The organism is Nocardia sp. NPDC049149, assembly GCF_043197455.1.
Classification (GTDB): domain Bacteria; phylum Actinomycetota; class Actinomycetes; order Mycobacteriales; family Mycobacteriaceae; genus Nocardia.
Genome location: NZ_JBICTD010000009.1, coordinates 228,173 through 244,675, shown reverse-complemented (window position 1 = coordinate 244,675; position 16,503 = coordinate 228,173). Strand labels below are relative to the sequence as shown.

Below are 16,503 nucleotides of genomic sequence, written 5' to 3'. Positions count from 1 at the left end.
ACGGTGGGATCGGGGGTCGAATCATGTCTGTGTCGACTAGCTCCTTCCGCACGCCCGGGCCGGTGGCCGGTCCATCGAGCGACAACCAGAGGGGAACGACATGGCTACGGCCACGCCATCTCTCGGAGACCGCGTGTTGGACACCACCAGGCAGGGATTCGATCACGAATCGCTGACCGCGCTGCTGAACGGGGCGGTGCACGCGGTGCGGCTCGGCGGATTCGTCCGGCCCGACGCGCTCGATCACTTACGAAAGGCGTTCGTCGGCAGGCAGGATCACGGCCCACTGGCCACCGATCCGCAGTTCCGGCGCATCGGCCACGCATTTTCCGAGACGAGCAGCGACGCGGGCCGCGGGCAGTACTTCGACGAGGCGCGCGACAATATCGAGCGCCTGCGCGAGATCGCCTCGCCCTATTCGTATCCGGCGGACGACCTGCGACTGCTGCTCGACGAGATCTGGCCGTCCGGGGCGAGTTTGCTGCGGCGCGACGGGCAGGCGTTCTTCGCCGGTGTCGCGCGCTACCAGCTCGCCGGTGTCGATCTCGAGCCGCACACCGACAATGTCAGCCGAAACCTGCCGGAGGACTTCGGTATTCGCATTACGCGGCAGCTGTCGGTCAACGTCTACCTGGACGTGCCGGACCGCGGCGGGGAATTACAGATCTGGGACGACTACCCCGACGAGGGAGAGTATCGGAATCGCTCCGGTGAACGCGTGTACGGGATCGACCGCGCCACCGTCGGCGACCCGGCGCTGGTGATCGCGCCGCGGGTCGGGGACGCGATCTTCATCGACCCGCGCCGTGTCCATGCCGTCGCGCCCTCGCAGGACCGTCCCCGCATCACCATCGGATTGTTCATCGGTGTCAGTGATCCGGCCGACTCGCTGAAGGTGTGGAGCTGATGACGACGACCACGCTGCTCTCGGCGTCCCACAAGGCGGCATACGACCTACGGTCGGACGGCATCACGACCGAAGGCCGCTCGACGGTCCTGCTTGTCAGCGTCGGCGCCGAGTACCACGAGGGCGAAAAGCTCGCCGCGACCATCGATTTGATCAATCGCTCGAACTTCGGTCGATGCGCGATCGCCGTCGCGGACACCCTGCAGCGGCACAACCTCAGTGGCGGAAGCGATGTCGACCGGCATGCGCGGGCCAGGATCGCCGGCGACGAATGGCTGGTCCGCAACATCGGCTATCTGGACCAGATCGACTGCCCCACCAACGTTTTGCGATGGGACTTCGCACTGTCCCATCCTCGCTACGGTGACCTCTACGACGCGGTCGAGCAGGCTTACGAGACCGACGAGCCCTACCGGCGCGCCATCGACAGCACCATCGACCGATTCATCGAACGACGAGTGTCCCGGGAACCCGACGTTGATCAGGACGCGGTCCGGACATCGTGCCGTGCTTACCTTTTGGAGGAATGCCCGATCATCATGCCGCTGTGGGCGCATGAGGGATTCGACTATGTGATCTACCCGCAGCGGATATCCGCAGCGATGGGCCGCACGCGCGAACTGTTCGTCGAGCCGGAGCATCCGGAGCGAGTCGCCTGGCTGCCCTTGCGTTTCAAGAAGCGAAAGTCGGCATCGAACACAACGACGGGAGTGGAATGACCATAGCGATCCCCACCCAACGGCGGTTGATCGGCTTCACCGGGCTGGCGGTGGCCTCGTTTCTCGGGTGCATCGACCTGACGATCGTCACCACCGCGCTGCCTGCCATCGGCGACGACCTGCATGCTGGGCCGTCGAATACCGAGCTCACCCTCGGCGTTTTCCTGATGGCGCTGTCGATGTTCATGGTCACCGCGGGCCGGATCGCCGATCGCCTCGGCAGGCGGCGCGTGCTGCTGTTCGGTCTCGCGCTGTTCGTGGTGGCGTCGGTGGGCGCGGCCCTGTCGTGGAACATCGGCGCGCTGATCGCCGCCAGGTTCGTCCAGGGCGCTGCCTGTGCCGTGCTGTACACGAGCACCTCGACGTTGGTGGAATCGCTGTTCCCCGAAGGGGATCGAGGCAAGGCGATCGGTTGGTTGTACTCGGTGAACGGGCTCGGCCTCGCCATCGGCCCGGTCCTCGGCGGCCTGCTGGTGCCGAGTTTCGGGTGGCAGGCGATCTTCTGGATCAACCTGCCGCTCGGGATCGCGGCGCTGGCGGCGATCGCGTACGCGGTGCCCCACATCGCGCCGGACAGCGGCGGCGGAACAGACTGGGCCGGACAGGTTCTCGTCGCCTTCGCCGTGGTCTCCGCGGTCGGCATCTTCGTGCTCGGTGATCTGGAAGGGTGGGTCTCGCCCGCGGTGGTCGTCGCCGCGGTGGTGTTCGTCGCGGCGGTCGCGATCGGGATCGTCGTGGAGCGGCGGGCGACGAACCCGTTGATCGATCCCGCCTTGTTCGGGCACCGCCGATTCGTCGCGGCGATCGTCTCGGACTTCGGGTTGGGCTTGTTCTATGCCGCTGCGCTGCTGGTGATTCCGACCTATCTCACCGAGGGGCGCGGGTTCGATGTGCGGTCCGCGGGATTCCTGCTGTTGCTCGTCAGCGGCACCCTCGCGCTGTCGTCGCCGGTCGCGGGCCGGTTCGTCGACCGCGTGGGCGCACACTCTCTGCTGCCGTGGGGATTCGGGCTGTTGTCCCTCGCCGGAGCCGGAATCGCTTGGGCCGCATTCGGCGACCAGCCGGCGGTGCTCGTTGTCGCGCTCGTCCTGTTCGGAGCGGGCTGGGCCTTGGTGCTCGGTCCCGCGACGGTGCTGGCGATTTCGAGCGTGGACCCGGCACGGTCCGGGTTCGCGGTCGGTGCGTCGTGGACGTTCCACAACCTGGGCGGCGCGATTGGTGCGGCGCTGGCCACGGTCGTCTTCGGGCACACGCAGCTCGACATCGCCGACGCGGTCGGCGACGCGACCGGAAACGTGGCGGCGATCATCGCGAGCACCAGCCTGGTCGCGCTGATCGTCGTGCTGGTGCTGACACGCGGTCGGCGCACGGCTGCACCGGTGCCGGGGGTGACAGACAAGGCCGAGCCGGCGGTGACAGACAAGGCCGAGCCGGCGGTGACAGACAAGGCCGAGCCCGCTCCGGTCGAAGTAGGCAACGTCTAGGTCGCGGCGCGACCCCGCAGGATGCCGTGGCAATAGCTGGTACTTGCGGGGTCGCCGTCGGCTTGTGCGGCGCTGAACGCCAACGACATCCGCGTAGTCTCGAGTCGGGCCCGCGGTATGCCCGGCGGGCCTCGACGCTCAGCGGGAGGCGGATGTGATGCGAATCGACGATGCGAGGCGGGCGCGGGCCGCGGTGCTGGAGAGCATCGGTGCGCCTCCGGTGCTGCGGGAGTTCGATATTCCGCGTCCTGGCCCTGGACAGCTCATCGTCGCCTGCTCCTACGGCGGGATCTGCGGCACGGACCTGCATCTGCAGCAGGGGCATCTGCCGATTCCGGTGCCAATAGTGTTGGGGCACGAGGGTTTAGGGGTCATCCGGGAGCTCGGCCCCGGGGTCGTCGCTGATGCGCTCGGCGCGCCCTTGCAGCCGGGCGACCGGGTGATGTGGGCGTCCTCGATCGCCTGCGGTGTGTGCGTGTCCTGCCGTCAATATCGCGAACCGACCCTGTGCGAGGCGCGTCAGACCTACGGCGTGAACCGGTCAATCGCCGACGAGCCGTTGTCCGGCGCCTGGGCCGATCACATCCTGCTGCAGCCGGGTACGACCGTGGTGCGGCTCGCCGATTCGGTGACCGATCTGGCGGCGATGTCGCTGGCCTGCGCAGGCCCGACCTTGATTCATGCGCTCTACGAACGCCGCCCGGTTCGCCTGGGGGAGACCGTGATTGTGCAGGGCAGCGGACCGGTCGGCCTCGCCGCGGCCGCGTTCGCGCAACTCGCGGGCGCCGCCCAGGTGATTGTTGTCGGCGGTCCGGCGCACCGCCTAGACATCGCCAAATCCTGCGGCATCGGCGATGCGCACCTCGACATCATCGGCGCCGCAGACCAATCCGCCGTCCTGGACCAGGTCGGGCAACTCACCGGGGGCCGCGGTGCCGACCTGGTCATCGAGTGCACCGGCGTCCCTGCCGCGGTGCAGCAGGGCATCACGCTCGCCCGCCGCGGCGGCGCACTCCTGATCATCGGCCAGTACACCGACGCGGGCCCCACCTCGATCAATCCGCACCACATCGTCCGCCAGCAGCTGGATGTCCTCGGCTCCTGGGCCTTCACCGGTGCCCATCTCGTCGAATACGTCCGCCTCCTACCGACATTGACCAACCGTTTCGATCTGGCGAGCCTTGTCTCGGTCTTCCCGCTTGCCCAATGTGTGGACGCCATGGCCGCGGTCGCTGCGGGCAGCGTGATGAAGGCAGTGCTTGCCGGCGCGGGCATATCCGAGACCGACTGACCGATCCGGCGTCAGCGGGAACGGGCAGGTCACAGCCTGGCGGGCCGCGCTCGGCGGCAAAGCTCTTGCTCAGGTAAGCAAACCGGTCTATGGTTTTGCTCATGCAAGCAAGAAACAGTGCGGGCAAGCAAGAAAGCCGCACGTTCACTGAGACCGCGCGGCGCGCGCAGATCGTGAACGCCGCCATCGAGGTGGTCGCCGAGCGTGGCTATGCGAACGCCTCGTTCGCGAAGATCGCCGAACGGGCCGGGCTGAGCAGCACGGGCATGATCTCCTACCACTTTCGCGGCAAGGACGATCTGATCCGTGAGGTCGTTGCCGAAATCATGCGCGTGGCATTGGAATTCGTGAGCGCCAAGCTCGACGGCGAGACCGACTACGCCGCCCGGCTTCGGCTGAACATCGTCGCCAACTTGGCGCTGCTCGACGAGTACCCCGGCCATCTGCGTGCGCTGTCGAGCATCCTCGCCAACGCGCACCCGGACGACCGGGAGAAATTCGGCCTGGCGGACCACCTTTCCGAGTTCGCGCAGATCCAGGAGGAACGGATCCGGGAAGCGCAGCGAGCCGGGGCATTTCGCGACTTCGATCCCGCCATCCTGGTGCTCGCCATGCGCGGCGCCCTCGACGCCGCCATCGCCCGCGCGGCCGTCGACCCCGACTTCGATACCGCCGCGTGTGCACGCGAGCTGGCCGACCTTTTTGATCACGCCACCCGGAGGCAATCGTGAGCACGACTGACACGAGTCGGCAGGCAACCGCAGCCGACCGCACCCCGCAGCAGAAACGCGCGGCACTCCGCCGACACCTCCTGATGCAGCTCATTCTGGAAGTGATACTCCCACTAGGCGGTTACTACGCCTTGCGTGCGGCGGGGGTGAATCCATGGCTGGCATTGATCGCGCCCGGCCTGCTGATCGCGGGGATTCTCGCCTATCGCGTGGTACGGCAGCGCCGCGTCGACGCGATGGCGCTGTTCACGCTCAGCCTCATCGTCGTCGGCACGGTGATGACGGTCGTGACCGGCGATCCTCGCACCCTGATGGTGCGGGACAGTTGGATTTTCGGCGTTCTCGGGTTGTGGGTGCTGGCCACCTTGCTGACCCAGCGACCATTCATGCGGATTGCCGCTCGGGCGATCGTCACCGTCAAGATTGGCGAGGAGGGCTATCGGCAATGGGATGCCCGCTGGGACAACGACTCCCGGTTCCGTGTCCATCTCAGGCTGCTGACCGCGGTGTGGGGCACGGCTTTCGTGGTGGATGCGGTGATCCGTATCCTGCTTGCCTACACCTTGCCGATCGATGCGATCCCGCTGGTGAGCACCGTGCAATGGCTGGTCGTGCTCGCCGCTCTCATCGCCTTCCAGAACTTCTACGTCACCAGACACGGTCTCAAAGTCTGATCCGAACGGCGGCCGGATGATGTACTTGGCTGGCAGGTTTCGATGCATCCGAGGAAAGGTGGCAAGCGATGACCGCTCCTGAAGCGCGACCGCTGGTCTTGCAGCTCAGCACGGCAGAAGCCAACGAACTGAACACCTTTCAGAAAGCCGCGGACGATGTCGCCGAGGTGCCCCAGCGACTCGGCGTGGAGGCGCACGCCTTTCCGGCCCTGCACCCTGGCGTCCTCTTGCAGGGGGAGCCTGCCACCGACCAGCGGCCCGATGACGAGCTCGCCACGCCGGTGCTCAACCGTTGGCTGGTAGTCCGGCATGCCGCGCCGCTCGGCTCGGGCACGCTGGTCACCACCACCTGGATTGTCGTGCCGGGTCCACCGCAGAGCGCCGAATCCGACGCATCCAGTGCAGGCCCGGTCTGGCAGGGGCAGGCGGTGGACCCGGTGGTCGAGTCCACGGTGATGCCGACCTCGGGCCGCCCACAGCCCCGGTTGACCATGTTTCTGCCTGCCGCCGCGGCGGGTTCGGCCGACGAGTCGATCGTGCCCTCGTTCCACGATCCACTCGACGGCTTTGCCTCAGGATCCGAGTGGCAGTTGACCTATCAGGTCAGCGAACTCGACTCGGAGAACAAGGTGATTCGTGGACTCCATGGAGAAATCTCTCGCCTGCTGATCTCCATGACCGCGGGTTAGTTCGGTGTGAGGATCAGCTTGCCGGTGGTGCGGCGGGCGAGGATGTCTTCGTGGGCGCGGCGTGCCTCGGCGAGTGGATACGCGCCACCGACGATGGGGCGAAGCGTGCCTGCCGCAGTGAGATTGAGCATCTCGATGAGCGGCTCGTCGAACATGCCGCGCATCGCGAGTGCCGGGGTGACCCAGAACCCGATGACGGACAAGTTCCGAGTGAGCAGGTCGCCGGGTTGGATCGGTGTGGCGGGTGTACGGGAGGCCATGCCGTAGGTGACAAGTCGTCCGAACTGCGCCAGGACGGAGAGAGCCTCGTCCAGCACGGGTCCGCTCATGGCGTCCAGGACGATATCGACCCGCTTGCCGTCGTTGGCGTCGCGGACGCGGGCGGCATACCCGTCGGGGGCGTTGTCGACGGCGACGTCGGCGCCGAGGTCGAGGGCGAGCTGCCGCTTCTCCGCGGTGGATGCGGTGGCGATCACCCGTCCGGCGCCGAAGTACTTGGCGAGCTGGACCGCCAGCGAGCCGACGCCGCCTGCGGCCGCGTTGATCACCACGGATTCGCCGGGGATGATTTTGGCGCTGGTGCGCAGCAGGTGCCATGCCGAAAGGCCTTGGATGAGAAGGGCGAGGGCTTGACCGTCGCTGACAGCGTCCGGCACCTCGACCGCGCTGTCCTCGGCGAGCACGGCCTGCTCGGCGTATCCGCCGCCCGGCACCAGTCCGAGCAGTCGCCGGCCATCGGCAGTGCGGCCTACGACTTCGCCGCCGGGAATGAAGGGCAGCGTGGTGCGGGATAGGTAAGTGTTCTCGGTCATGTGGGTATCGGCGTAATTGATGCCTGCGGCGCTCACCCGCACGACCTGTTCGCCGGGGCCTGCCACCGGATCGGACACGTCGACGAGAGTGAGGACCTCGGGTCCGCCGAGGGTGGAAACTTGAATCGCGCGCATGGGGCTTCTCCTGGAGGGTTTGCTTAGGGCTTGATGACGATGCGGATGGGGTTGCCGTCGTGTTCGGCCAGGCGACGCACGCCTTCGTGGATGTCCTCGAGCGGAAGGACCGCGCTGACCGATCGGGTCAGGTCGAGCCTGCGCAGCTCGGTGAGCTTGACCAATTGCGCGAGGTTGTCGTAGCTGTAGCCGAGGTGGCCGAAGACCCGGTGGCGGGCCATCGAGAAGTGCAGTTCGGAGCCGAGATTCAGGTCGACGGGGGTCAGCCCGACCAGGACGAGCCTGCCGCCGGTGCGCAGTGCGGCGTTGGCTTGCGGCACGGTGTGCTGGCTGCCGACGTTGTCGATCGCCAGCTCGACGCCGCCGCCGGTCAGGTCGCGCAGCTGCTGGATGGCATCGGCGTCGGTGGGATCGAGGACGTGGTCGGCGCCGAAATCCAGTGCCCGGGAACGGGCTTCGGGTAGTGGATCGAGTCCGATGATCGGCGCCGCGCCGGCCAGCCTGGCGAGTTGCATGGTATGCACGCCGAGTCCGCCTAGGCCCCATACCGCCACGGACTCGGCCGGGCGCAGACCGGCGGTGCCGAACAATGCGCCGTAGGGTGTGGCGACGGCGTCGGCGAGAATCGCGGCCTGCTCCATGGGCACGCCGCGCGGTGCGGCGATCACGGTGGAGATCGGGGCCACGACGTACTCGGCCCACCCGCCGTCGCGGTGCACGCCCATGATTTGCAGGTTCTGGCAGGTATTCGTGTCGGCCAGATGCTGGCACGCACGGCAGGTTCCGCACGGCTGGCCACCGTGCAAGACCACGGCGTCGCCGATCTCCCAGCCCGGTGTCGGTCCGCCGAAAGCGGCGATGGTGCCGGAGATTTCGTGCCCCGGCGTGATGGCGGTGTGCCCGGTGGGCACCCCGCCGCTCATCACCGTCAGGTCGGAGTGGCAGATCCCGCAGGCGACAACCTTGACAAGCACTTCCCCGGGGCCTGGCTCGGGAGTCGGAACATCTTGTACCGAAAGGGTTTTGGACGCGAAGTCGAAACGTGCAGCACGCATGGTGATTTCTCCTTATGCCAGCGCTTTGCCGGCGAGTTCGGGGTGACGGGTGAAGGCAGGGACGCGGTCGAAGAGGCTGGTGGCCACCGCTCCGATCAGTGCACCGGCCGCGCCGATGATGGCGACGTCGACCCAGGCCGTTTCCAGTCCGGACAGCGGTGCGGAGTCGTAGTAGAGGATCGAGCGCAAGCCGGTGACGATCGGGCGCATCGGCTCGATGTCCGCGATCGCGCGGAAGAACGCCGGAGTCGCCTCGAGCGGAATCGTTCCCGCCGAGGAGATCATGGCGAGGGCGATGAAGAAGAACATGTTGATCAGCGGGCCGAGCGAGCCGAACATTGCGAAAACGGTCAGTGCGCCGATGCCGACGGCGGCGATGGTGGTCGTCGAGAACAGAAACAGTTGCAAGGGGGAGGGAATGGGCATGTCGAGCAAGGTGCCTGCGACGAATTGGAGTCCGGCGGCGCACAGCGGCGCGGCAAGCAACATGACCGACCATTTGATGAGCAAGGTGTGCAGCCGGGACAGGTGCGTGTAGCCGCGGCGGCGCACCTTCGGGCCCATTTCACTCGGCAGGAACCCGATTGCCGAGTCGATGATCGGATGCATCGCGGACGCACCGACGAAGCCGAGTAGCACAAGCACGATGGCGTAGTAGAAGACGCTGGTGCCCAATCCGGTGTGCGCGGCAAGCGGCACCAGCGGGGCGGTGGCGACGGTGAACGGCGACGCGAGTGCGGTCGCGGCAGAAACGGTGGTTGCCTTGGTGGCCAACGTCTTTCCGAACTGGGCGTTCACCGCTGCGGCAACGGGCGCGAGTTGACCGGTGAACAGCCCGGAGCTCAGCGCGCCGGATGCCGGTGCGGTGTCGAGGTGGAGGACGGCGTGCGCCGGCGGTCCGGCCGAATCCGTTGTCAGGCGGGCGATCTCGGCGTTGAAGTTGGCGGGGATGCGCACGGCGCCGAAGATCTTGCCGCTGCCCATCTGCTCCTTTTCCTCGTCGACGGTCATCGGGACGAAGGTGATGGCGTCGTGGTTCGCGGCGGCTTCCACCGCGGTGCGGACCTGGTCCGCGGCGTTGTTCGCCGAGCTGGTCTGCGGCTCGACGACCATCGCGATCGGGAAGTCCTTCAGATTGCCTGCCGGATCGAGCGTGCCGCCGAGGTAGACCGCGGGCAGTGCGATCGCCAGCACGAACATCACGACAAGCGGCGGTAACCAGGTGCCGGGGTGGCGGGCGAAACGGTGGGTGACCTTCATGATCCTCAACTTTACACTTGTTTATTTACGCATGTTAAGATGAGAGCATGGCAGTGGCACCACGCAAACGCAACGCCCGAGGGCAGGGGAGTGCGCTACGTCACGAGATCGTGCGCGCGACGATCGCGTTGATCGACGAGGTCGACCTGGAATCCGAGGTGACATTGCGCAGCATCGCGCGGGCGGCCAGCGTGTCCGCGCCCGCCATCTACGCGCACTTTCCCGATCGGGACGCGGTGCTCGAGTCGGTGACCGAGACGAGCTGGGAGGAGATCGTTCGCGCCATCGTCGCCAATTCGGACCAGGCGGTGGAACCCCGCGACCGTCTCATGCGTGGGTGCCTCGCATACATCGAGTTCGCGCAGCGACATCCCTTGCGCTACACGCTGATGACATTGCGAGCGGGCGCAACGTCCGGTGCGCACGATGCGTTGGATGTGCTCACCGGGGCGCTCGCTCGCTGTCGTGGCGGCGAAACCGATGATTCGGGTGTCATCGCCGCGGGGCTGTCGGCGGCGCTGCACGGCATGGCGATGATGAATCGGATGCAATCGTCCGCGCCGTGGATCGGGGGATATGACGTCGAGGATGTACTCGCGGGGCTGATCGACAGCGCGATCAGTTTTCAACCGCCGGGTGCCGACTGAGCGGCGGGGTGTTTGCCGCTCAGTCGAAAGACGTTGAGTCAGTTACCGATCGGGTACTGGAAGACGCCCATGGCGAAGGTGCCGACCTTGCGGAGCCATTCCGGCCAGGTCGACTCGTCGAGCATCATGGTGCCCACGTCGTTGAAAACGCAGCCGTCGGCGACCGGCACTCCGTCGAAACGATCCTTCAGCCACTGGGTTTCCTTCGCCCAGGCGATGACCATCAACGAGAAATGCTCGCTGAAGTTGTCACGCATGTATTCGACGCGGGCCTTCGGGTCCTTGCAATAGCTGGCGTAGAGGTCGTTGACCGGGCCGATCGGGACGATCCAGTCCGGGTTGGAATTGAACATGAAGACCGGCATGTCGGGCGTCGCGTGGCCCATCCGCAGCTTCTCGAACACCGCGGCGGGGGCCGGGTCGCTGAACACATCGGGGCTGTCGAAGAGGCCCTGCAGGTTCACGAACGGCAGCACGGCGGCGGACCACAGACAGAACGGGGCTTTCACCACGGCCATGGCCTTGCCGAAATCATTCATATGTTGCTCGTAATAGGCTGCCAGCTCCGGATATTCGCGCGCGGCGGCCAGCATGCCGGACAGCAGTAGCCCGGAGCCGACATTGTTGCTCGCCAATTTGATCATCCGAACCAGGTCCGCTGGGATGCCGCCCATCGCCGAGCCGACGATGTTCAGTTCGGGGGCGTAGGAGGCCTTCAGTTCGGCAGTATGACCGGTGGCGATGGCGCCGCCGGAGTAGCCGAGCAGGCCGACCTTGGTGCGGGCTCCTTCGAGGCCGAGGAGTTCGAAGTTCTCCGCGGCGCGGATGCTGTCCAACGTGATTCGCGCGTTGAGCGGCCCGGCGCCGAAAGCCATGTAGGGAGCGTCGTAGTCGGGCATGTTCAACGCCCAGCCGAGACCGAGGGTGGTGACCGCGTTGATGAACTCGGCCGGAATGTTCAGCGCGCCGGTGATATTCGGCGGTACCGAGGCCAACTGCAGCACATACGACGGCGAGCAGTACTGGGCCATCGAGTCGGGGGCGAACTGGAACGACAGCAGATTGCGCGGGACGCCGTTGTTGTTGCCGCGCGGCTTGGCGACGGTCGTGACCGCGGCAATGGGTTCGCCGCGCGTATTGGTGGAACGGAACGAAAGTTGCCAGGAGTCAACGTTATACGGCAACACCGAGTACAAGGACACGTGCACCTCGCGGGCTGCGATGATTTCGCCGGGCTGCTTCGCGGCCACGATCGCCGGATCGGGTTGGTAGAACGCCGGGTCCAGTTCTGGTGGTGACGGCGGAATCGGGAAGGGGAGCGCGGGCTGCACGGGAACCGGAGCCGGGTCCGGGTCTGCGGCCACGCTTCCCGTCGTGGCCATCAGCACCACCGCGGTGAGTGCCGCGATCGGCACGGTCGACCATCGGCGGAACAGGCTTTCCGTTCCTGCGATACGCATGGCGAACTCCTCGGCAAAGACATCACGCGACGATTGATCGGAAGTTGCGGCACCACCCAGCCGCGAGTTGCCTCAGAATAGCTACAGGAATGTCCGTGCGGGCCACTCGACATGCCGATTCGATACGGCTGCACCCGAGGCGCAGGCAGAACATCGTCGGGCGGTGGCCGCAGCCCTGGTGTTCGCCGTATCCACCTTCGCGACTACTGCGGTGCTGATTCTCGTAAGTGGCCGGGCGGTTCGTGTGTCACGAGACTCGGAAGGCGCGGCGGTAGGCGCCCGGGGTGGTGCCTACTCGGGCTCGGAAGCGGCGGCGCAAGTTGACCGCTGAGGTGAGGCCGACACGGGTGGCGATCGTTTCCACCGGCAGGTCTGTTTCCTCGAGGAGGGTGCGGGCTTCGTCTACGCGACGGCGCAAAAGCCATGCGCCTGGGCTGGTTCCGAGCTCGTCGGCGAAGCGGCGGGCCAAGGTCCGCGGGGAGACGTTGAGGTGGGCGGCCAAGTCGGTGACCGTCAGCGGGGTGTCGAGGCGCGCATCCGCCCATTCGAGGAGGCCGTCCAGTGCGTCCGTCGGCGGCGGGGGAGGTGCGTATTGCACTTGGCCGCCGTCGCGGTGCGGGGGCATGACCATGTGCCTGGCGATGAGGGCGGCGTGCGCGGCGCCGTGATCCGCGCGGACGAGGTGGAGGCACAGGTCGATGCCCGCGCCGGCGCCCGCACTGGTCGCGACGTCACCGTGGTCGACGAAGAGCAGGTCGGGTTGCACACGGATGTGCGGGAATTCGCGCTGCAGCTGCTCGGCGCGTAGCCAGTGGGTAGTCGCGGAACGCCCGTCGAGGAGTCCGGTGCGGGCAAGCGCGAACACGCCCGAGCAGATGGTGACGAGCCGTGCGCCGCGGGCGTGGGCTTGCAGCAATGCGTGGTGCACCGGGGCGGGCAGCGGTGCTTCCACCGGCGACCAGCCGGGGATGAGCACGGTGTCCGCGGATGTGAGCGCGGAAAGGTCGTGCGGCACGAACATCGCGTATCCGGCGGTCGTCGGCACCGGCCCGGGTGTTTCTGTGCAGACCTCGAATTCGTAGTGCTGCGGCACTCCGGCTCGCTGCGTGCCGAACACCTCGACGGCGCAGCCGAGCTCGAACGTCGACTGCACCGGCCGGACCAGAGCCACAACGCGATGCATGGCAGAAAAGTACCCCATAGTGTCTTACTCGACACTGTCGAGGGACGAGTTGCGTGCGGCAACGTGAGTGGCATGCACCCCGAGATCCTTGCGCAGGAGGGCTACACCTCCGCTTCTGTCGTCGAATCGCCTGTCCGCGAACTCTTTCCGGGGATTCGGCTGCGTCCGCTGTGGAAAGGGGAGTCCGGTGCGCACGCCGATGTGCTGGAGATGGACGCCGGTACCTCGTGGCCGCGCCGTGACGTGCACGAACCCGGCCCGGAGGAGGTGTACGTGGTCGCGGGCACATTCAACGACGGTGCGCGCGACTACCCGGCCGGGACGTTCCTGCACGCCCCGGCCGGGTCGTGGCATGTGCCCGCGAGCACGACCGGCTGCACGTTGTTCCTCTTCTACCCGGAGGGGTAGTTCAGATGATGCGCGGAAGTGGTTGCGCCGGTGGCATTTCCGCCACTACTCGACCCAAAGACGGGTCTCGTGCGCCTCGACCAGCGCTCGGATACTTGCCACCGCCTTGTCGGCGGATTGGGCGGGCAGCCGCCGCCCGTCCCTGAGTCGCACCGCCACTTCGCCGTTCGCGATCTCGGCCGGGCCGAGAATGAACTGGTACGGCGCCAGCCGGGTGTCGCGGACACGCGCACCGAGACTTCCGTCGACCGCGACCTGTGCGCGCAACCCCGCATCCAGGCAGCGGTCCCGCAGCTCGCGGGCGGCGGGTTCCTCGGCCTCGGACACCGGCAGCACGGCGACCTGCACCGGGGCGAGCCAGGCCGGGAAGGCGCCGCCGTGCAGTTCGATCAGGTGCGCGACCGCGCGCTCGACACTGCCGATGATGCTGCGGTGCACCATGACTGGCCGATGCTTGCCGCCGTCGGCGCCGATGTACTGCAGGTCGAACTGTTCGGGTTGATAGAAATCGACCTGCACGGTGGACAAGGTGGACTCGCGACCCGCGTGATCGCTTACCTGGATATCGATCTTCGGGCCGTAGAACGCGGCCTCGCCTTCGACCGCCTCATAGACCACGCCGGCCTGGTCGAGCACTTCGCCGAGAATCTTGCCGGCCTGCTGCCACATCTCCGGTGCGGCAACGTATTTCCCGCCTGCGCCGGGTAGCGACAGTCGGTACCGTGCTCCGTCGATGCCCATTGCTCGGTACGCGGCGGCGATCAGCGCCAATGCACTACTGGCCTCCTCGGCAACCTGGTCCAAGGTGCAGAAGATGTGCGCGTCGTTGAGCTGGATGCACCGTACTCGGGTCAAACCGCCTAAGACGCCGGACAATTCGGAGCGGTACATCGCGCCCAGCTCTGCCATGCGCAGCGGCAGTTCGCGATAGCTGTGCGAGCGCGACCGGTACATCACCGCATGATGCGGGCACAGGCTCGGCCGCAGCACCACCTGTTCGCCGCCGATATCCATCGGCGGGTACATGTCATCGTCGTAATGCGCCCAGTGGCCCGATATTTCGTACAGTTCGCGTTTGGCGAGCACGGGCGAGTAGACGTGCTGATAGCCTGCGCGGCGCTCCACCGCCCTGATGTATTCCGCGAGACTGTGCCGCACGATCGCCCCGTCGGGCAGCCAATACGGCAAGCCTGCCCCGATCAGCGGGTCGGTATCGAACAAGCCGAGTTCGCGGCCCAGTTTTCGATGGTCGTACATGTGGGTCTCCTCCGAGTAGAGGGCGGACGGCCACACAAAAAAGCCCCGGGCGTCCGCCCGGGGCATTGATCAACAGGATTCAGCGCGCCGGGAAGTCGTCCGGCGTCGTGGCGAACTGAGCGCGCTGCATGTCCATACTCAAGATATAGCGCACCAGACGGCACGCGGCAAACGCAATTCCATCAGTCGCTGGGCGCGGTGGCGGCCAGCACGTACACCCACGCTTTCGCGCCGGACCGCAACGGCAACAACACCCTGGTGTAGTCGTCGACCTCGTAATCGTCGGCGGCCACCAGATCCTCCTCGGTGAGTGTGAACACAGTGCCGGGCACACCGACACCACTTTCCGTGGGCCGCAACATCGGATGAATCGCACTACCACTGGCCGCAATCACCGCGGGATCAGTGATCGTCACCTCCCCGAGCTCATACCCCACGATCTCATCAGGACGCCCCCCGAGCTCGCGCCCAAACACCGTGCGCTGCACCCCAACCTGCTGCAACGTCCCATAAGAAAACAACAAAATCTCACCCACACCCCCATCCAACCAGAGCAAAGTCCCGGCTCTGGAGTTAGTCGGTTGATCACGGGAAACTGGTGCAGGCATCGCCCGAGAAGCCACCTGCACCAGTACCCCTTCGGCACCCAACCACCTCTGCCATCCCACATGCCGGGATCGCTGGCCTCCCTGAGGCGGGCAACCGCGGCCTGCCCCACCCAATACCGAAATCCGCACCCCTTCCGTGCATCCGCACGCTTTCCAGCAGCCCAGAACGAGTGCGAATCCCCAGAACGAGTGCGAATCCGAAGTCTCTGATCGCGAACCTCCGCAGCCGCACACCTTTCGTCTTCCCGCACACGATCTGGCATGCAATATCGTGTGCGGGAAGACAGAAAGTGTGCGGCTGAGAGTCTTTGATCTTGAATCTCTGTCTTTGATCTTGAAGTTCTCGAAACGGGAGCACAGCCAAGTAACCCGGCTGGGACGAGCGAACGCGTGAGCGACTGCGGAGGTCAGCCGGGTACGGCAGGCGACGCCACCACGCTAATCCGGTGCACACACCGAGATGCCGTACTCACAGGAGACCGTGGAGTCGGGGAAATCTTTGCCTTCGCCGAACCCAAAGCGGCACGACCACAACCCAACCCGACCCGTGGGGCCGCGGCCTCGGAAGCACGCGGCTTCGGGGGCGCGGCTTTGGGGGTTGGTGCGGCTTTCGTAGGGCGGGTTGCGTTTGGGGTGGTGGTTTATCCGCTGGTTGAACGGTTTCCAGGCACAGGACATTACGGGGTTTGCACTGGATAGCGTGGTGGCGTCGTGTGCCGTACCCGGCTGACCTCCGCTGTCAGGTGCGGGTTCTCTCGTTCCAGACCGGGTTGCTTGGCTGTGGTCCGGTTCAAAGATCTTTTCGGGGAAGTGATCTCGAGGGAGGTTGACGGGAGTCCTATGGTGGCCGTTTTCGGGCGGGCGGCAACCATAGGACTCCCGTCAATGGCGCGCAGCAACCATTTCACTACCGTCAACGCCGCTCGGCAACCATTCGACTACCGTCAATGCGGGTCAGCGACCAATTCTCTGACGTCGATGCGAGGCTCGCCGGCTAGGCGTGGTTCCGGCGCGAGAGGTGGTGCAGCCGTGTCCCGTTCGCGTGGATGGCGGTTCACGAGTGGTACATGGTGGAGGCGTTTACGGCGTGTCGGCTCCACCATGTACCACTCGTGCGGGTGTGTCGCAGCGAACAGGACATGGCGGTGGGTGGTTGTGGATTGAACGGGTAGTGGGGTGTGGT

Annotated in this window: 16 protein-coding genes; 9 read left to right on the top strand and 7 right to left on the bottom strand. The window is 66.1% G+C overall.

The features are described 5' to 3' along the window. Nucleotides 1-133: 133 nt before the first annotated feature. The 7 genes from ACGFNJ_RS32680 to ACGFNJ_RS32650 all read left to right on the top strand — a co-directional run bounded on the left by ACGFNJ_RS32680 (nucleotide 134) and on the right by ACGFNJ_RS32650 (nucleotide 6,495). Complete coding sequence (locus tag ACGFNJ_RS32680; RefSeq protein ID WP_393457050.1) at nucleotides 134-907, top strand: 2OG-Fe(II) oxygenase; 774 nt, start codon at nucleotides 134-136, stop codon at nucleotides 905-907. After that, nucleotides 907-1,626: a tRNA-dependent cyclodipeptide synthase gene (locus ACGFNJ_RS32675; RefSeq protein ID WP_393457047.1), complete on the top strand. Its 720-nt coding sequence runs from the start codon at nucleotides 907-909 to the stop codon at nucleotides 1,624-1,626. The genes ACGFNJ_RS32680 and ACGFNJ_RS32675 overlap by 1 nt, the downstream gene beginning before the upstream one ends. Continuing rightward, entirely contained in the window at nucleotides 1,623-3,110 is a 1,488-nt protein-coding gene (locus tag ACGFNJ_RS32670) for an MFS transporter (RefSeq protein ID WP_393457044.1), read from the top strand. The genes ACGFNJ_RS32675 and ACGFNJ_RS32670 overlap by 4 nt, the downstream gene beginning before the upstream one ends. 157 nt (nucleotides 3,111-3,267) lie before the next feature. Further along, a complete protein-coding gene (locus ACGFNJ_RS32665) occupies nucleotides 3,268-4,401 on the top strand; it encodes a zinc-binding dehydrogenase (protein ID WP_393457041.1) in 1,134 nt (377 codons plus the stop codon). Between the two features lie 101 nt (nucleotides 4,402-4,502). Beyond that, on the top strand, nucleotides 4,503-5,132 hold the full coding sequence (locus ACGFNJ_RS32660) for a TetR/AcrR family transcriptional regulator (RefSeq protein WP_393457038.1): 630 nt from the start codon (nucleotides 4,503-4,505) through the stop codon (nucleotides 5,130-5,132). Beyond that, nucleotides 5,129-5,806 (top strand): VC0807 family protein, encoded by a 678-nt coding sequence (locus ACGFNJ_RS32655; protein ID WP_393457035.1) that lies wholly within the window; start codon nucleotides 5,129-5,131, stop codon nucleotides 5,804-5,806. The genes ACGFNJ_RS32660 and ACGFNJ_RS32655 overlap by 4 nt, the downstream gene beginning before the upstream one ends. Before the next feature lie 68 nt (nucleotides 5,807-5,874). Beyond that, a complete protein-coding gene (locus ACGFNJ_RS32650) occupies nucleotides 5,875-6,495 on the top strand; it encodes a hypothetical protein (RefSeq protein ID WP_393457032.1) in 621 nt (206 codons plus the stop codon). On the opposite strand, the gene ACGFNJ_RS32645 is transcribed toward ACGFNJ_RS32650, so the two are convergent. From ACGFNJ_RS32645 to ACGFNJ_RS32635, 3 genes are read right to left on the bottom strand one after another with little or no spacing between them, the layout of a single operon-like run. Then, nucleotides 6,492-7,442: a zinc-binding alcohol dehydrogenase family protein gene (locus ACGFNJ_RS32645; RefSeq protein WP_393457029.1), complete on the bottom strand. Its 951-nt coding sequence runs from the start codon at nucleotides 7,440-7,442 to the stop codon at nucleotides 6,492-6,494. The two genes, ACGFNJ_RS32650 and ACGFNJ_RS32645, sit on opposite strands and share 4 nt — an antisense overlap. A gap of 23 nt (nucleotides 7,443-7,465) precedes the next feature. After that, nucleotides 7,466-8,497 carry a zinc-binding dehydrogenase gene (locus tag ACGFNJ_RS32640; protein WP_393457026.1) on the bottom strand — a complete coding sequence of 344 codons (1,032 nt, stop codon included), beginning with the start codon at nucleotides 8,495-8,497 and terminating at the stop codon, nucleotides 7,466-7,468. A gap of 12 nt (nucleotides 8,498-8,509) precedes the next feature. After that, a complete protein-coding gene (locus ACGFNJ_RS32635) occupies nucleotides 8,510-9,757 on the bottom strand; it encodes a YhgE/Pip domain-containing protein (protein WP_393457023.1) in 1,248 nt (415 codons plus the stop codon). A 47-nt stretch (nucleotides 9,758-9,804) separates the two neighbouring features. On the opposite strand from ACGFNJ_RS32635, the gene ACGFNJ_RS32630 reads away from it, so the two are divergent. Continuing rightward, nucleotides 9,805-10,404 (top strand): TetR/AcrR family transcriptional regulator, encoded by a 600-nt coding sequence (locus tag ACGFNJ_RS32630; protein ID WP_393457020.1) that lies wholly within the window; start codon nucleotides 9,805-9,807, stop codon nucleotides 10,402-10,404. A 38-nt stretch (nucleotides 10,405-10,442) separates the two neighbouring features. Here the strand turns inward: ACGFNJ_RS32630 and ACGFNJ_RS32625 are convergent, their stop codons facing one another. Continuing rightward, nucleotides 10,443-11,864, bottom strand: a complete 1,422-nt coding sequence (locus ACGFNJ_RS32625; protein ID WP_393457017.1) for a lipase family protein — start codon at nucleotides 11,862-11,864, stop codon at nucleotides 10,443-10,445. Nucleotides 11,865-12,111: 247 nt separating this feature from the next. Further along, entirely contained in the window at nucleotides 12,112-13,047 is a 936-nt protein-coding gene (locus ACGFNJ_RS32620) for a GlxA family transcriptional regulator (RefSeq protein WP_393457014.1), read from the bottom strand. Between the two features lie 72 nt (nucleotides 13,048-13,119). Between ACGFNJ_RS32620 and ACGFNJ_RS32615 the strand changes: the two genes are divergently transcribed. Further along, a complete protein-coding gene (locus ACGFNJ_RS32615) occupies nucleotides 13,120-13,455 on the top strand; it encodes a cupin domain-containing protein (protein WP_393457011.1) in 336 nt (111 codons plus the stop codon). Nucleotides 13,456-13,500: 45 nt separating this feature from the next. Here the strand turns inward: ACGFNJ_RS32615 and thrS are convergent, their stop codons facing one another. Continuing rightward, nucleotides 13,501-14,778: a threonine--tRNA ligase gene (thrS, locus tag ACGFNJ_RS32610; protein ID WP_393457008.1), complete on the bottom strand. Its 1,278-nt coding sequence runs from the start codon at nucleotides 14,776-14,778 to the stop codon at nucleotides 13,501-13,503. Between the two features lie 116 nt (nucleotides 14,779-14,894). Continuing rightward, nucleotides 14,895-15,248 carry a gamma-glutamylcyclotransferase family protein gene (locus ACGFNJ_RS32605; RefSeq protein WP_393457005.1) on the bottom strand — a complete coding sequence of 118 codons (354 nt, stop codon included), beginning with the start codon at nucleotides 15,246-15,248 and terminating at the stop codon, nucleotides 14,895-14,897. Nucleotides 15,249-16,503 lie beyond the last annotated feature (1,255 nt).

What these genes read in the sequence shown, in the direction of transcription:
- ACGFNJ_RS32675 (WP_393457047.1), top strand. Translation starts at nt 907, where the DNA reads ATGACGACGACCACGCTGCTCTCGGCGTCCCACAAGGCGGCATACGAC.
- ACGFNJ_RS32670 (WP_393457044.1), top strand. Translation starts at nt 1,623, where the DNA reads ATGACCATAGCGATCCCCACCCAACGGCGGTTGATCGGCTTCACCGGG.
- ACGFNJ_RS32665 (WP_393457041.1), top strand. Translation starts at nt 3,268, where the DNA reads ATGCGAATCGACGATGCGAGGCGGGCGCGGGCCGCGGTGCTGGAGAGC.
- ACGFNJ_RS32660 (WP_393457038.1), top strand. Translation starts at nt 4,503, where the DNA reads ATGCAAGCAAGAAACAGTGCGGGCAAGCAAGAAAGCCGCACGTTCACT.
- ACGFNJ_RS32650 (WP_393457032.1), top strand. Translation starts at nt 5,875, where the DNA reads ATGACCGCTCCTGAAGCGCGACCGCTGGTCTTGCAGCTCAGCACGGCA.
- ACGFNJ_RS32645 (WP_393457029.1), bottom strand. Translation starts at nt 7,442, where the DNA reads ATGCGCGCGATTCAAGTTTCCACCCTCGGCGGACCCGAGGTCCTCACT.
- ACGFNJ_RS32640 (WP_393457026.1), bottom strand. Translation starts at nt 8,497, where the DNA reads ATGCGTGCTGCACGTTTCGACTTCGCGTCCAAAACCCTTTCGGTACAA.
- ACGFNJ_RS32635 (WP_393457023.1), bottom strand. Translation starts at nt 9,757, where the DNA reads ATGAAGGTCACCCACCGTTTCGCCCGCCACCCCGGCACCTGGTTACCG.
- ACGFNJ_RS32630 (WP_393457020.1), top strand. Translation starts at nt 9,805, where the DNA reads ATGGCAGTGGCACCACGCAAACGCAACGCCCGAGGGCAGGGGAGTGCG.
- ACGFNJ_RS32625 (WP_393457017.1), bottom strand. Translation starts at nt 11,864, where the DNA reads ATGCGTATCGCAGGAACGGAAAGCCTGTTCCGCCGATGGTCGACCGTG.
- ACGFNJ_RS32620 (WP_393457014.1), bottom strand. Translation starts at nt 13,047, where the DNA reads ATGCATCGCGTTGTGGCTCTGGTCCGGCCGGTGCAGTCGACGTTCGAG.
- ACGFNJ_RS32615 (WP_393457011.1), top strand. Translation starts at nt 13,120, where the DNA reads ATGCACCCCGAGATCCTTGCGCAGGAGGGCTACACCTCCGCTTCTGTC.
- thrS (WP_393457008.1), bottom strand. Translation starts at nt 14,778, where the DNA reads ATGCCCCGGGCGGACGCCCGGGGCTTTTTTGTGTGGCCGTCCGCCCTC.